Source organism: Halomonas stenophila, from assembly GCF_014192275.1.
Taxonomy (GTDB): Bacteria; Pseudomonadota; Gammaproteobacteria; order Pseudomonadales; family Halomonadaceae; genus Halomonas; species Halomonas stenophila.
Genome location: NZ_JACHXR010000002.1, coordinates 238526 through 253609, shown reverse-complemented (window position 1 = coordinate 253609; position 15084 = coordinate 238526). Strand labels below are relative to the sequence as shown.

At 70.8% G+C, this 15084-nt stretch carries 12 protein-coding genes; 6 read left to right on the top strand and 6 right to left on the bottom strand.

Annotated features, from left to right (window positions below; all coding sequences use genetic code 11):
- Positions 1-21 precede the first annotated feature (21 nt).
- Together FHR97_RS05135 and FHR97_RS05130 are read right to left on the bottom strand one after the other, a co-directional pair.
- A complete protein-coding gene (locus FHR97_RS05135; protein WP_183382703.1) occupies positions 22-3066 on the bottom strand; it encodes an EAL domain-containing protein in 3045 nt (1014 codons plus the stop codon).
- A complete protein-coding gene (locus FHR97_RS05130) occupies positions 3066-4211 on the bottom strand; it encodes a substrate-binding domain-containing protein (protein WP_183382702.1) in 1146 nt (381 codons plus the stop codon). Before FHR97_RS05130 ends, FHR97_RS05135 begins: the two co-directional genes overlap by 1 nt.
- A 370-nt stretch (positions 4212-4581) precedes the next feature.
- On the opposite strand from FHR97_RS05130, the gene cysK reads away from it, so the two are divergent.
- Positions 4582-6066, top strand: a complete 1485-nt coding sequence (gene cysK / locus FHR97_RS05125; protein WP_183382701.1) for a cysteine synthase A — start codon at positions 4582-4584, stop codon at positions 6064-6066.
- A 100-nt stretch (positions 6067-6166) separates the two neighbouring features.
- Here the strand turns inward: cysK and FHR97_RS05120 are convergent, their stop codons facing one another.
- A complete protein-coding gene (locus tag FHR97_RS05120) occupies positions 6167-6784 on the bottom strand; it encodes a LysE/ArgO family amino acid transporter (protein WP_183382700.1) in 618 nt (205 codons plus the stop codon).
- Between the two features lie 90 nt (positions 6785-6874).
- On the opposite strand from FHR97_RS05120, the gene FHR97_RS05115 reads away from it, so the two are divergent.
- Positions 6875-7744 carry a LysR family transcriptional regulator ArgP gene (locus FHR97_RS05115; protein ID WP_183382699.1) on the top strand — a complete coding sequence of 290 codons (870 nt, stop codon included), beginning with the start codon at positions 6875-6877 and terminating at the stop codon, positions 7742-7744.
- Positions 7745-7809: 65 nt separating this feature from the next.
- Here FHR97_RS05115 and FHR97_RS20490 read toward each other — a convergent pair whose 3' ends face one another.
- Complete coding sequence (locus FHR97_RS20490) at positions 7810-9216, bottom strand: GGDEF domain-containing protein (RefSeq protein ID WP_183382698.1); 1407 nt, start codon at positions 9214-9216, stop codon at positions 7810-7812.
- 239 nt (positions 9217-9455) lie between these two features.
- Here FHR97_RS20490 and FHR97_RS05105 point away from each other — a divergent pair, with 239 nt between their 5' ends.
- Positions 9456-9767 (top strand): hypothetical protein, encoded by a 312-nt coding sequence (locus FHR97_RS05105; RefSeq protein ID WP_183382697.1) that lies wholly within the window; start codon positions 9456-9458, stop codon positions 9765-9767.
- Between the two features lie 185 nt (positions 9768-9952).
- On the opposite strand, the gene FHR97_RS05100 is transcribed toward FHR97_RS05105, so the two are convergent.
- Complete coding sequence (locus FHR97_RS05100; RefSeq protein WP_183382696.1) at positions 9953-10834, bottom strand: PhzF family phenazine biosynthesis protein; 882 nt, start codon at positions 10832-10834, stop codon at positions 9953-9955.
- 135 nt (positions 10835-10969) lie between these two features.
- On the opposite strand from FHR97_RS05100, the gene FHR97_RS05095 reads away from it, so the two are divergent.
- From FHR97_RS05095 to FHR97_RS05085, 3 genes are all read left to right on the top strand, one after another.
- Entirely contained in the window at positions 10970-11407 is a 438-nt protein-coding gene (locus FHR97_RS05095; protein ID WP_183382695.1) for a hypothetical protein, read from the top strand.
- A gap of 146 nt (positions 11408-11553) precedes the next feature.
- Positions 11554-11817, top strand: a complete 264-nt coding sequence (locus FHR97_RS05090) for a hypothetical protein (RefSeq protein ID WP_183382694.1) — start codon at positions 11554-11556, stop codon at positions 11815-11817.
- A 117-nt stretch (positions 11818-11934) separates the two neighbouring features.
- The gene (locus FHR97_RS05085; protein ID WP_183382693.1) at positions 11935-12822 is read left to right on the top strand and encodes a S66 peptidase family protein; all 888 of its coding nucleotides are present in this window, start codon (positions 11935-11937) and stop codon (positions 12820-12822) included.
- Positions 12823-12866: 44 nt separating this feature from the next.
- Here the strand turns inward: FHR97_RS05085 and ftsH are convergent, their stop codons facing one another.
- Entirely contained in the window at positions 12867-14855 is a 1989-nt protein-coding gene (gene ftsH / locus FHR97_RS05080) for an ATP-dependent zinc metalloprotease FtsH (RefSeq protein ID WP_183382692.1), read from the bottom strand.
- Between the last annotated feature and the right edge of the window lie 229 nt (positions 14856-15084).

Sequence of the window (15084 nt, the reverse complement as noted above, 5' to 3'; positions counted from 1 at the left end):
TCTTCGGTGTCGGAGGCCGCTTCACGGACTGGCGGTCTCACCGCAGCGGCGCAGCGTGCCGAGCAGCTTGCCGGCGCTCTGGGGTCGGCCGAGCAGGAAGCCCTGCATCTCGTCGCAGCCGAGGTTCTCGAGGAAGTCACGTTGCGCCTCGGTCTCCACGCCCTCGGCGACGACCCGGAAGTTCAGGCTGTGCGCCATGCTGATGATGGCGCCGAGCAGGACCTCGTCATCGACATCGCCGGGCACATCCATGATGAAGCTGCGATCGATCTTGAGGATCTCGATCGGCAGCCGCTTGAGGTAGGTCAGCGACGAATAGCCGGTGCCGAAGTCGTCGATCGCCAGCCCCATCCCCATGGCGCGAATCTGGTGCAGTACCGGCAGCACCTGATCGACGTTGTCCATCAGGTGGGTCTCGGTGATCTCGAGCTCCAGCAGCCGGGGCGGCAGGCCGGCCTGGTGGATCGCGTCCTGGATATCGCGAATCAGCTCGCCCTCGTGAAGCTGACGCGGCGAGAGGTTGACCGAGACCGGCACCGGGTATCCCGCCTCGGCCCACCGAGCGGCCTGGTGACAGGCCTCCCCGAGCACCAGGCGGCCGATGTCGACGATCAGCCGGGAGTTCTCGGCGATGGGGATGAAGGTGCTCGGCGGCACCGGGCCATGTTCCTCGCTCTGCCAGCGCACCAGTGCCTCGGCACCGACCACGCGCCGGCCGGTGATGTCGAAGCGGGGCTGGAAGAGCGCGTAGAGTTCGCCGTTGTCGATGGCCTGGCGAAGGCCCGCCTCGTAGCGCAGGCGCTGCTGGTGACGCTCGTCGATGGACGGGTCGAAGAGTACCACCTTCTGCCGTCCCAGCGACTTGGCCTCGTACATGGCCTGGTCGGCATTGCGGAGCAGCGCCTCGGCGGAGCCGCCATGCCGGGATGCCAGGGTGAGCCCGAGGCTCGCGGTGCTATAGCAGGAGACCATGCCCAGGTCATAGGGCTCGCTCAGGGCGCTCAGGATACGCCGGGCGATGGCCATGGTCTGCCCCTCCTGGGCGATCCCGCGCAGCAGGATGGTGAACTCGTCACCCCCGAAGCGGGCCACGGTGTCACGGGACTGGACACAGCTGCGCAGGCGATCCGCCACCTGGCAGAGCAGTTCGTCGCCCAGGGAGTGACCATGGGTGTCGTTGATGTCCTTGAAATGGTCGAGGTCGATGAAGATCACCGCCGTCCTTCTCGCGTCCTCGCCCTGCAGCGCCTCGCTCAGCTTGAGGGTGAAGAGGCTGCGATTGGCCAGGCCGGTCAGGGGATCGTACCAGGCGAGCCGCTCCAGGCGCTGCTCGGCGACCTTCAGCGAGGTGATGTCACTGAACAGCAGCACATGGCGCCGCTCGCCGTCGGTGGGCGGCAGGCTGGTGACCGAGACCAGCACCGGCAGGCTACCGCCGTTCCTCTGCTGCAGGTAGCACTGGCCCTGCCAGCGGTGGCCACGCCCCAGGTGATGGGCGACCTCGGGATGGCCCCTCAGGAAATCGCGGATCACGGCGGTGGCCCGGGACTCGTCGTGGCCGCTCATCTCCCCGAAGGCGCGGTTGGAGAGCCGGGTGCGCTGGTCGTCGTCGAGCACGACGATCGCCTCGCTGGTCTCGGCGAAGACCTGGTGCACCAGCTGCAACTGCTCCCTGACCTGGGTGATGCCGGTGATGTCGGTGGCGATCCCGCCGACCAGATAGGGTCGCCCCCGGTCGTCGTAGATGGGGAACTTGGTGACCAGGTAGCGATGGACCCCGTCCGGGGTATGCAGGTCCGCCTTGTACTTGACCGGCGCCAGGTCGCGCAGCAGCTGCCGGTCGGACTGCGTGGCCAGGACCACTACCTCCTCGTCCAGGGCGTCTTCCGCCCGGGTCTCGCGCATCGCGTCCGGCGTCGAGTGGAGCGCCCAGGCATAGCGCTCGTTGACCAGCCGATAGCGATTCTCCAGGTCCTTGACGAAGACCAGGTCGGGGGAGTGCTCGAGGATCCCGGACAGGTACTTGTCGCGTTCGCGGATGCGCTTGAGCATGGCCTCGAAGGCCTTGCCGACCCGATTGAACTCCAGGAAACGGCCGCCCTGGAACGGCATCGGTACCCCGCTCTGCGGCACCTGCTCGGCATAGCTCACGAGGTTGCCCAGCGCCCGGGTGGTCAGCTGGCGCAGCACCAGCATCAGCACGATGCCGAAGCCCAGCACCACCAGGGTGGCAGACAAGATGCTGGACAGGTAGGTATCCTGCAGCGCCGCGAAGCTGTCGTCGGGCAACAGCGAGCGCACCCGATAGCGATCACTGCTGCCGACCTGCAGCACATGCTCCCGCATCACCCCCTGAGGGGTCGTCACGATCGCCCCGCCGACACCATCCAGGGCCTCGAGGGCATCGAGTTGCCCCGGGGTCTGGGCCAAAGCGTCCAGCACCGCGCCGTCGTGGCTGAGCACGGTGGCCCGCGCCCCGAACAGCGTCTGCAGGGCATTGGTGATCCAGAAGTTGTCGTTGAGCTGCACGAAGACGTGCAGCCGGCCGACCACCCGGCCCAGCGCCGGCTCGAGGATCGGCCGGGTCAGGCGCAGCAGGCTGTAGTGCCGGCCCTCCAGCCGGGCATTCACCGTGGTCCAGGTCGACAGCGGGGCCGCCCGCCGACTCAGTGCCGCCAGCGGCAAGGGTGTGTCCAGCAGGCTGACACTGGTCGAGACGAAGGTCGCGTCGTCGGTCTCGACCACCAGTGCGTCGATGTGCTGGGCTTCGTAGTCGCCCTGCAGACCGTCGAGGATCGCGGACACCGCCGAGGCATCGCCCTCGCTCAGGGCCCGGCTCAGGCTGCCCAGCTCGACGATGCCCAGGCTGTAGCGCCGGATGTTGCGCAGCTCGGACTCGATCAGGCTCTCCAGCACCCGCTGGTCCCGGGCATGGGCCTGGCGGGCGCCCTGCTGCAGGGCCTGCTGGGCTCCCACGTAGGCGGTGGTCAGCAGGATGACGGCGACCGCCGTCAACAGGGCCAGCTGCAGCCCCAGCACCACCCGCGAGAAGCGCCAGGCCCGCATCAGGGCGCCTCCGGCGACGGCTCGCTGAGCCGGAAGGCGCGTCGCTCGAGCCGCGCGATCTCCCCGGGCGACGTATCCCGGGTGATCAGGGCGATGTCCCCGGCGAAGATATCGGGCACCCGCCGGGCCTGACCCGACAGGTCCAGCTTGATCGCCTCGGCCATGGCGATGCCGTTGTCATCGTTGAGGCGCAGGGCGGTGACATCCAGGCCACCGGCCGCGAGGGCCTCCAGCTCGGCCGTCCCGCCGCCCCAGCCGTTGAGCAGCACCTCGCCTTCCCGCCCGGTCTCGCGCAGCGCGCGCAGGGCCCCCAGGGCCACATCCGTGGCACAGGCGAAGATCATCGTCAGGTCGGGATGGGCCTCGAGGGTCTGCCGGGTGGCGCGGTAGGCCCGTTCGCTGTCGCCGTCGGTGTAGTAGGCCGCCACCTGCTCGACGGCGGGGTATTGAGCGGCCAGGGCGGCGAAGGTGCCGCCGCGCATGCGGCTCACGTAGCCCGGGATGAAGTAGAGCATCAGGTACTCGCCGCGATGGTCGGCACGCTCGAGCATCCAGTCGGCGATCAGCCGGGTGCCCTGGACATGGTCGAAGCCGACGTGCAGGAACGGCAGGTGGCCCTGCCACTCGGCCAGGGGGGTGGTGATGTTCTGCAGGATCAGGCGGGGCTCCCCTCGGGCCAGCAAGCGCTCGATGATGCGCTTGTGCGGCAGGGCATTCAGGGTGAAGACCAGGTAGTCCGGCTCCCAGGCCAGGGCCTCGGCCAGTTGCCTCGCCTGCAGTTCGACGTCCACCGAGGGACGGGAGAAGAAGGCCTTCAGCTCGTGAGGCACCTCGAGTCGGCGCAACCGTGCCGCGAAGGCGTCCAGGCTGCGCCGCCAGTAGTCCGAGGTCTGCAGGCCCGGATAGACGACGGCGATACGCACGGGCGCCTCGGGCGGGGTCGCCAGCGGCACGGCCGGCGCGTGCACCCGTTCGGCAAACTGCGCCATCAGGGCCCGCTGCTCGGGGTGTCGGGCGACATGGTCCGCGACCCGGATGTACTCGTTTTCCGCCCTGGCCGGCACTCCCGCGCCGAGCCCGGCGACCAGGGCCAGGATCAGGAACCAGGCGAACGGGCCGGTGAGTCTCGGCGGGCTACCCTGCATCGCATCGGTCTCCTCATGCGCCAGAAGCGCCGCCGGGGATGGGTGCCCGAACCCCGCGTCCCTGACGGCCCTCCCCGTACGCAACCAGGCTGACCCCCCATCTGGGCGAGCCATCGTTCTCAGTCCTTCCAGTTAAGTTAGTGCTGTTGGAAAACGCAAAAAAGGGGTGTCCCTGAGACAGTCGACTTACGGCGAATCAAGCGATCTCGTACGAGGTGTCCAGCCATTGTCATTCCTTTGCCCGTCCGACGGCCGCCCCGGGGCGGCCCGCACGGCTGGTTCGCCTCCGCCTCGATTCAGCCGAACAGACTATGGCGAGGCCCAGCCGGCCTTCCTACAGTGAGCGTGGACGTCCGGGGAGCCCCTCGCCATGAGCCTTCGCTACCAGAACATCCTCGAGACGATCGGCAATACCCCGGTGGTGCGCATCAACAACCTCGCCCCGCCGGGGGTGTCGCTGTTCGTCAAGATCGAGGCCTTCAACCCCATGGGGTCGGTCAAGGACCGCCTGGCGCTCGGCGTCATCGAGGACGCCGAGCGCCGCGGCGACCTGTCGCCGGGGCAGACGGTGGTCGAGGCCACCAGCGGCAACACCGGCATCGGCCTGGCCATGGTCTGCGCCCAGAAGGGCTATCCGCTGGTGGTGACCATGGCGGAGAACTTCAGCGTCGAGCGGCGCAAGCTGATGCGCTTCCTCGGCGCCCGGGTGGTGCTGACCCCGGCCTCGGAGAAGGGCTCGGGCATGGTCGCCAAGGCCCGCGAGCTCGCCGAGCAGCATGGCTGGTGGCAGTCCCGCCAGTTCGAGAACCCGGCCAACGCGGCGATCCACGAGCGGACCACCGCCATCGAGATCCTTCGCGACTTCGCCGACCTGCCCCTGGACCACTGGGTGACCGGCTTCGGTACCGGCGGCACCCTGAGCGGCGTCTCCCGGGTCCTCAAGCGCGAGAGCCCCCGCACCCGCATCGTGGTCTGCGAGCCCGACAACGCCGCCATCCTGGCCAGCGGCATCCCCCAGGCACGCCTCCCCGACGGCGGCCACGCCCAGAGCCACTCGCAGTTCCGGCCCCACCTGATGCAGGGCTGGACGCCGGACTTCATCCCGCAACTGGTGGAGCCGGTGCTCGCGGAGCATCGCATCGACGAGTACCTGGCCATCAACGGCAAGGACGCCCTGCGCTGCGCCCGGGACCTGGCCAGCCGGGAAGGCATCTTCGTCGGGATCTCCGCCGGGGCCACCTTCGCCGGGGCGCTGCAGGTGGCCGAGCGCTCCCCGGCGGGCACCACCCTGCTGTGCATGCTGCCCGACACCGGCGAGCGCTACCTGTCCACGCCGCTGTTCGAGGACGTGCCCGTCGAGATGACCGAGGAGGAGACCCTGCTGTCCTGCTCGACCCCCGGCTATCGCTTCGACACCGCCCCGCCGGCGCCCGCCGCGGCGGCACCAACGCCGGCCACCGACGGCGAGGCGGAGGCCGAGGTCGACCGGCTGATCGGCGATCCCCACCAGCCGGTGGTGATGTTCGCCCTGGAGTGGTGCGAGTTCTGCTGGTCGGTCCGCAAGCTGCTGCGCCACTACGCCATCCCCTACGAGAGCGTCGACCTGGATGCCGTGGAGTACCAGCAGGACAACCTGGGGGGCCGGATCCGGGCGGTGCTGCGGGCCCGTACCGGCGTGCTGACGCTGCCGCAGATCTTCATCGGCGGCGAATTCGTGGGGGGCTGCACCGAGCTGTTCGACGAGTGCCGGGACGAGCGCCTCTTCGCGCGCCTGACGGCGCTGTGGGTCCCCCACGACACCAGCCAGCCGATCGATCCCTACGGCCTGTTGCCGAGCTGGCTGCACCCGCGCTGAGCGCCGGAATCCGTCCCCGCCCGGGGCGGGCCCGCAGCAACGCCCGATAGCGCCCCTGGTGCGCCTGCTCGAGCATGGAGGGACCCGGCACGTGGCCGGGTCAGGCCAGCCCGCCGAACTCGCCGCCGGCCAGCTGCACGGCGATGATCGCCATCATCACCCCGATGCCGCCGTCGATCACCCGCCAGGCCCGCGGCCGCGACAGCCAGGGCGAGAGCAGCGCCCCGCCCCAGGCGAGCAGGCTGAACCACAGGATGGAGGCGCTGCCGGCGCCGGCCACGAAGGCCCCCGCGCTGTCCTGCTGGGCGCCCACCGAGGGGATCAGCAGCAGGGTATCCAGGTACACCTGGGGATTGAGCACGGTGACGGCGAGGGTGGCCAGCACCACCCGACCGACGCTGCGGCCCCGGGCCTCGGCGACGGCCAGCCCCCGGCGCCCGGCGGTGGCGCGATGCAGCGCCTGGAGGGCCAGCCAGCCGAGAAACGCCACGCCCAGCCAGCGCAGCGCCTCCAGGGCACCGGGCATCGTCAGCAGCAAGGCACTCATGCCGAACATGCCGGCGGCGACCAGCAGCAGGTCGCTGCCCATGCACAGTCCGGCGGACCACCAGTGGTGCTCGCGCCGCACGGCGAGCCCCAACACGTAGGCGTTCTGGGCGCCGATGGCGACGATGATGCCCCCGCACACCACCAGCCCGGTCAGGTAACTCTCCAGCATCGATCGTCCTCCTTGAAGGTGAGGAGGCCAGCCTAGCGGCGAGTCGTTATACTGAAAAATCATCCTCCTAATGTTGCATCAGTTTTGCTTATGCTTGACTACAAGCTGCTCGAGGCGCTGGCCACGGTGATCGAGTGCGGCGGCTTCGAGCGCGCCGGGGAGGCGCTCGGCCTCTCGCAGTCGGCGGTCTCCCAGCGCATCAAGGCCCTGGAGATTCGCCTCGGCCAGCCGGTGCTGATCCGTCATCCCCACCTCGAGCCCACCCCGGCGGGACGGCGGCTGCTCAACCATCACCAGCAGGTCCGGCTGCTGGAACGCGACCTGCGCTCGGCATTGCCGACCCTCGAGGCCGCCTCGCCGCGGCTGCGCATCGCCCTCAACGCCGACAGCCTGGCGACCTGGTGGGCCGAGGCCGTGAGTGCGTTCTGCCGAGACGAGGGGCTGCTGCTCGACCTGGTGATCGAGGACCAGGACGTGGGGCTCAAGCGCCTGCGCGACGGCGACGTTGCCGCCTGCCTGTGCGCCAGCGATCAGCCGATCGCCGGTGCCCGCTGCGTGCCGCTGGGCACCATGGTCTACCATCCCTACGCCACCCCGGCCTATATCGCCCGGTACTTCCCCGAGGGGCCCACGGAGGCGGCCTTCCGCCAGGCCCCGGCGATCGTCTACGGCCCCCACGACCAGCTCCAGCACCGCTTCCTCGCCCAATGCGGCTATCACGGCGCCTTCCCCCACCACCTCTGCCCGTCCTCGGAGGGCTTCGTGCGGCTCGCCGCCGGCGGCATCGGCTACGGCATGATGCCGCGCCTGCAGGTGGCCTCGCTGGTGGCCGAAGGCCGGCTGGCGAGCATCGTCCCGGAGCGCTCCCTGGCGGTGCCGCTGTACTGGCACTTCTGGCGCCACAGCGGTGAGCTGCTGGAGCGGCTGACCCGGGTCCTGGCCGATATCGAGCTGCGCTAGCAGCCTGTCGAGCCCGGCGGGGACGCCGAATCGTCGCTGACGGGATGCGGCGCGGGGCCGGCGGGTCAGTCGGGGGCCGGCCGGGGCGGGGTGTGCCCCGACGCCGGCGTCACGGCGGCCTCGGCGGCCGTGGCCCAGGCGCGTTTGCGGGCCTTGCGGGCGAGCATGCGCGACTCGGCCTGCGCCAACAGCGCCGACAGCGCGGCGGTGTCGTCCGGGGCGATGACCGCCTCGCCCTGGCTGTAGTCGATGACGAAGGACTGCCCTGGCCGGGCATTGAGGGCCTGGCGCTCCCCCTCGAGGCGGGTCAGCAGGCCCGTCAGGTGTTTCGGATGCATGCGCATCAGCACGACGAACTCGTCGCCGCCGAGGCGGGCCACGACGTCGCTCTCGCGGGTGTGGGAGGCCAGCAGCCCGGCGAAGTCGGCGATCAGCCGCGTGCCGGCCTCGTAGCCCAACTCGTCGTTGACCCGCTTGACGCCGTCGAGATCGAAGTAGAGCAGCGACAGGGGCTCGCACTCTCGCCGGGCCAGGCGGCGCAGCTGTTCGCCCAGCACCGCGAAGGCATGCCGGTTGTAGACACCGGTCAGCGGGTCGCTCAGCGAGAGCTCGCGCAGGCGCGCCTCCAGGCGGCCGTTCCAGCCCCCCATCAGCAGCACCGTCACCAGCAGCAGGGTCGCCAGCGAGGCCACCATGAGCGCCGCCGCCAGGGGGCTGAGCGACGCCGGCGCCAACCGGCTCGCCAGGACCACGACGAGGAAGGGCAACAGCACCACCAACGGCCAGCCGCGGCGCAGCAGACGACCGGCGCGGCCCGGCATCGCCAGCAGCGAGAAGAGCCCCGCCCGGGCCTGGTAAGCCAGTTGGGCCAGGGTGAGCATCGCCAGGCCGGCCAGGGTGTGCAGGGCCAGGAGCGGGCCGGCGTCGGGGGCGACGATCCCCGGGGCCGTGAACAGCCGGGCGCCGACGAGGGTCAGCACCAGTGCCAGCTGTGCCACCAGCAGGGCGTCCCGCAGCCCCACCACGGCCCGGCCGCGCGGCCGGGCCAGCAGCAGGGTCAGGCTCGCCAGCAGCAGGTAAACGGCGACCGGCCACGCCATGCGCACGGCATCCGTGGCCAGCAGGCCCTCGCCCCAGCGGGGCCCCAGGTGGCCGACCAGCGCCAGGCCCGCGAGGCCCAGGGCGATGCCGCCTCCCAGGTAGCGGGCCGAGCGGTACGCGACGATCCGCCGGGCGAGCCCCAGCTGGCCGAGCGCCAGCAGCAGGCAGGCCGCCGCGGTGCTGGCCGGCATCAGCGCCCAGCCCGATGGCAGCCAGCGACCGAACGGCGCGAGCCCCCAGCCGAGCAGCACCGTGCCCGCCAGGATCGCCACCATCACCGAGAGGACCGCCTGGAGTCCCGACAGCCGGCCGATCCAGGCGGCGTCCGTCACACCAATCGTGTCGTCTTCGCGCACCTCGATCGCCCTCATGTGTCGTTTCGCTTCCGGGAGCCCCGGACGACTCGCGCCGGGGGTGGAGCGTCTCCGGCCAGCGCCCGGGCCGGCTACGCCTCCGGTGTGGAATCAGTTAAGCGAAATCCCTTGACCCACGCAACGCTGCAATACGGCACGCCCGCGCGAAATCGGGTAGCATGATCGGGCAACATCTTCAGATTACGGAGCAGCAACGACGATCGAGCATTCATTCCAAGCCAGCGCCGGAGGTTCGTATGAGAGTCTACAAACCCGAGTGGCAGTGCACGTTTAGCGTGAACGAAGGTGCGGAAGAATCGGCCAACTGGAAGCAACGGCTCGCCTGGCAGCTGCGGGCGTTCGCCGACCGGCTGGAAGGGAGCGGAAGAACGCTCAGGATCGACTGCAACGTCACACCGGAAGTCAGCCGCGAAGAGGTGGATACCTGCCTGGGCAAGGGCTTCGCCGTGACCCAGAGCCTGCTCACCCAGCTCGCCCACCAGGCCGCCTGCGAGGACGTCATGCGCGACGCCAAGGCCGAACTGTTCGAGGAAGACCCGCAGCATTGAGGGTCGCGATGCCCTGGCATTCGCCCTCACCACACCCCACTGCGCCCCTGGCCAGTGGGGTGTCTTGCGTCTGCAGGCCGCTGCCCGGGAGGCCACCGCGGCCTACCTCGACTGACCACGCCCCCGCTGCCCCACTGCGGTCCCGGCGGCAGGCGCCGGGAGTCCGGGACTTCGCCATCCTCGGATCACGGCCCGCCGTGGCGCGGCTGACGCCGGGGTCGCCGAGACGTCGGCTCGAGGTCCACCGCCGTGCCGGTCACCACGATCCCGCCGCTGGACGGCACCGCCACCTCGAGCCGGCTCGGCCGCCCCATGGCCTCGCCCTGCAGGATCGTCAGCCGGGTGGGCGTGTCGATCAATCCCGCCGCACGCAGGTAGCCGCCCAGCGCCGCCGCCGCGGCGCCGGTCGCCGGGTCCTCCACCACCCCGCCCACCGGGAAGGGATCCCGGGCGTGGAAGCGCATCGCCGACTCGCGCCAGACCAGCTGCAGGGTGGTGAGCCGCTCGCGTTGCATCAGCGCCTTGAGCGCCGCGAAATCGTAGTTGAGCGCATCGAGCCGTTCCCTGGTGGCCACGGCCAGCACCAGGTGCCAGGCCCCGGCATAGGCCAGTGCCGGCGGCAGGGCCGGGTCCAGCTCGTGGGCCTGCCAGCCGAGGCTTGCCAGGGCCGCCTCGACCAGTTCGGACGCGGCGGCCCGGACCGCCGGCGCCACCGAGACCAGCGAGGCCCGCCAGCCGTCGCCGTCCTGTTCCACCGTGACCGGCACCTCACCGACCGACGTGGCCAGCCGATAGGTCCCCGCGCCCTCGAGGCGCCCCAGCAGCACGCCGGCGGCCACGGTGGCATGGCCGCAGAAGCTGACCTCGGCCTCGGGGCTGTAGTAGCGCACCTGGCGGGTCTCGCCATGGCGTGGGGCGAGGAAGGCGGTCTCGGAATAGCCCACCTCGGCGGCGATGCGCCGCATGGTGCCGGGATCGGGCAGGGTCTCGCCCAGCCAGACGCCGGCCGGATTGCCGCCCTTCGGGTCGCGGGTGAAGGCGGAGAGACGGTAGAGGGTGCCGGTCATGGGGGACTCCTGAACGAGGGGGATACCTCGCATTCTGGACTTGGCGGGGGTAACAACAACAATTGCCATATCGGGCTGAACTGGAACCCCATCGGCCACATCCCCGAGGGCATCTGCTCGGTCCCCCACGTCGATGTGTACTTCTATCTCATCGACGAGGCCGAGCGGCAGGCCATCACCTTCCAGGGCCCCGACCGCGAGGCGCGACTCGTCCCGCCGGAGAGCACGCTGGTGTCGGCGGGCTACGTGATCCCGCCCGGCTCGGCCGTCGAGCGCATGGGCGTCCACGGCATCGACACCGACGGCGAGGAGTTCCATGGCCAGCCGTTCACCCGCACCTTCGTGTACGGCTACGATGCCGGCAGGCTGATCTTCCTCGAACCGATGATCGCCCTGGACTACCTTCGGTCACGGCCGGATGCCACCCTGCCGGTGAAGACACCGGCCGCCTACAGCATCCCCGGCGACTATCCCGGCCGCTATCGCGTGGCCTACACGCCCGCCACCGACGAGTACCGGGTCGAACTGCTCGATCTGCGCCCCTTCCCGGCGAGCCCGGCCAAGACCCTCTAGGGCGCCCCGGCACGTCCTCGCCCCCTCCGGCCGGGCCGGAGGGGGCGAGCGTCGGGAAGGGCCCACGATTCCGATTGACGCACCTGCGAAACCGCACTATTCACAGATCATGAGGGCCACACAGAGAGTGCGAAATGGATGTCTCGATGAGCAGCCACGACCTGCCGGAACCGCTGGTGGACCAGCGGCTCACGTCCCCCGACCTCCCCCCTGCCTGCATCGGCTTCGACACCTCCCTGTCCTGCCGCCTGGCCCAGGCCAAGGCCCGCCTCGACCGTCTGGAGCATGACCACCGGTCCCGGGACCATAGCGCCCTGGCGACGGCACGGGTGGAGTTCGCCCTGGCCGCCCGGGCGCTGGCCGATGCCCTGATCGCCCGAGGGGTCCACACCCACCGGGACGCCGACTGAGCGCGCCCCTCCCTGCCGCCGGCTCGCCGCCAGGGCGACTCGCGCGGGCGTGACAGCCGGCGCCATCCTGCCGACAATGCCCTCCTGTCCCTCCGCTCGCCACAGGATCCCCTTGCCATGTCGCTCGCCGTCAGCCTGATCGCGCCCTCGTCCCATACCGCCCCGGCGGCCGTGGCCGCCGGCATCCGCGGCCTGGAGTCCCTGGGCGTCGAGGTGCGCGTCGAGGAGCCGCTGCAGGCGCCCGAGCGCTACCTGGCGGCCAGCCGCGAGCGGCGCCTCGCCCAGCTGCATGCCGCCTACGCCGACCCCGGCACCCAGGCCGTGTGGGCGGTGCGTGGCGGCTACGGCGCCGCCCAGCTGGTGGCAGGCATCGACTGGGACCGCCTGGCGCGCCACCCCAAGCCGCTGATCGGCTATTCGGACGTGACCGTGCTGCTCGACCAGTGCCGTCGCCACGGGCTACCGGCCATCCACGGGCCGGTGGCCAAGGCCGCAGGGGGCCTGTTCGACGCCGACGAGGCGTCCCGCGAGGTGATCCGCCGCCAGTTCGAGGAGACCCTGGCACTGCTCCGCGGACCGGCGCCCCTCGACTACCCGCTGACCGCCCACCGGCCGGCGCCACCGACCCTGCAGGGGCCGGTGGTGGGCGGCAACCTGGCCACCCTGGCGAGCCTCGTCGGCACCCCGGCCGCCTTCCGGGCACCGCCCGGCGCGCTGGTGATCCTCGAGGACGTGGGCGAGCCCTACTACCGCCTGGAGCGCACCCTGTGGCAACTGGTGCATGCCGGTGCCCTGGACGAGGCCGCGGCGGTGTGCCTGGGCACCTTCGAGGGCTGCACGCCCCACGGCGAGACGACCCTGGAGGCCATCGTCGCCAAGACCCTCGCCCCCCTCGCGCTGCCGCTGTTCACCGGCCTGCCCATCGGCCACGGCCTGCACAACCGCCCCTGGCGCTATGGAGCCGCCGGGCGCATCGAGAACGGTTGCCTGCGCATCGCGACATGACGCCCGCCTGCCGGGGCGCCGGGAAGGCTCCCCCTCGCGCCGCCTCAGGCGTCGCGCCCCTTGGGCGCGGGCGCATCCCGGTGGGCGCGGTGCCCTGGCGCCTCGCCGGCAGCGCCGGGAAGATGCGCCTCGAGCAGCTCATGGATCTCATCGAACTCGAGGGTCTCGCGACGCTCCAGCGCCTCGGCCAAGGCATCCAGGGCCTCGCGGTGATGCTCGAGCAGTTCCCGGCCACGCGACTCGACGTCGGTCAGCAGCCGGCGGATTTCCGCGTCCACCAGGCTGGCGGTCTCCTCGCTGTGCTCCCGGGGCTGCGAGAACTCCTTGCCGAGGAAGACATGCTCATGGCTCTGGGTGAAGACCACCGGGCCGACCCGCTCGCTCATCCCCCAGCGAGCCACCATGCGCCGGGCCAGCTTGGTGGCCTGGTCGAGGTCGTCCTGGGCGCCGCTGCTGACCTCACCGAAGACGATGGCCTCGGCCAGCCGGCCGCCGTACATCACGGTCAGGCGATCGCGCAGATAGGCCTCCCCATAGGTGAAGCGCTCCTCGTCCGGCACCTGGGCGGTGACCCCGAGGGCCTGCCCCCGGGGCAGCACGGTCACCTTCTCGAGGGGGTCGGCCTGAGGCAGCAGGTAGGCCAGCAGGGCATGCCCGGACTCGTGATAGGCCACTCGGTGGCGCTCGGCCTCGGACAGGGCGACATCCTTGGCCTCGCCCAGCAGCACGCGGTCGCGGGCATTCGAGAAGCAGGCCCAGTCGATGATCTCCCGCTCCCGGCGCCCGGCCAGCAGCGCCGCCTCGTTGGCCAGGTTGGCCAGATCCGCCCCGGAGAAGCCGGTGGTGATGGCGGCCAGCCGCGCCAGGTCGATGTCGTCGGCCAGCGGCATGTCGCGGGTATGGACCCTGAGGATCGCCTCCCGGGCCTGGCGGTGGGGCATCTCCAGGACGATCTTGCGATCGAAGCGCCCCGGGCGCAGCAGCGCCGAGTCGAGCACGTCGGGGCGGTTGGTGGCGGAGAGCACCACCACCGCATGGTGCGACTCGAAGCCGTCCATCTCGGAGAGGATCTGGTTCAGGGTCTGCTCGCGCTCGTCGTGGCCGCCGCCCATGCCCGTGCCCCGGGCCCGGCCGATCGAGTCCAGCTCGTCGATGAAGATCACCGAGGGCGCCTGCTCCTTGGCCTTCTTGAACAGGTCGCGCACCCGGGCGGCCCCCACGCCGACGAACATCTCGATGAATTCCGAGCCGCTGATGCTGAAGAAGGGCACCCCGGCCTCACCGGCCACGGCCTTGGCCATCAGGGTCTTGCCGGTCCCCGGCGGGCCCATCATCAGGATCCCGTGGGGCACCCTGGCGCCCAGGGCGCGGTAGCGCTCGGGCTGCTTGAGGAAGTCGACCACCTCGAAGATGTCGCGCTTGGCGTTCTCCGAGCCCGCCACGTCCTCCATGTGCACGTCGCTGTCCTCGGCCTTGATCTGGCGCGCCCTGGACTGGCCAACGCCGAAGGGGCCGCCCCCCGACATCATGCGCTGCTGCATGCGGTTCCAGAACCAGAACAGGAAGGCGAGCAGCAGGATCCAGGGCACGGCCAGCATCAGCATGCTCTGCCACCAGGGCGGGTCCTCCGGTCGGGCGATGATCCTGACGCCGTGGGCCTGCAGGTGATCCAGCAGCTGGCGCCCCTCCACCGTCGGCCGGGTGGTGCTGAACCCCTCCCCCGCATCGAGATCGCGCCGCGTGCGAGCCTGCTCGGTGAAGGTGCCCTCCACGGACTGCCCGCGCAGGATGACCTCCTCGACCTCTCCCTGTTCGACCGCCTCGAGGAACTCGGAGTAGGTGAACTCGACCCGGTCCGGCCGTTGCGTCGCCTCCATGAAGTTCGCGACCACCAGGATGGCGATCGCCAGCCACAGGAACATCAGCCATTGCTGCCGCTGGGGACGCAGCGGCGGTGGGCCGGGCGGGCCCTGCCCGCCCCCCTTGGGTGGACGGTCTTGCGGGGCATCGGGGGTGCGATCCGGTCTCGCCATGCTGATCTCGCCACAGGAGGATGGCGCCGCAGGCGGGGGTCACGGCGGTGATCCCCACCCCGGCGGTGATATCCCACAACATAGCCCCTGATGCCCGCCTCCACCGTCTCGCCGGCGCATCGGCCACCGGGAGCCCTCCCTGCTTGCCCCCTTGCCAGCACCGCGCGCGACACCCGCGCATCGTCTGACCCGGTGGGAACCGAGGAAACGCGCCGGGCGTCTACACTGC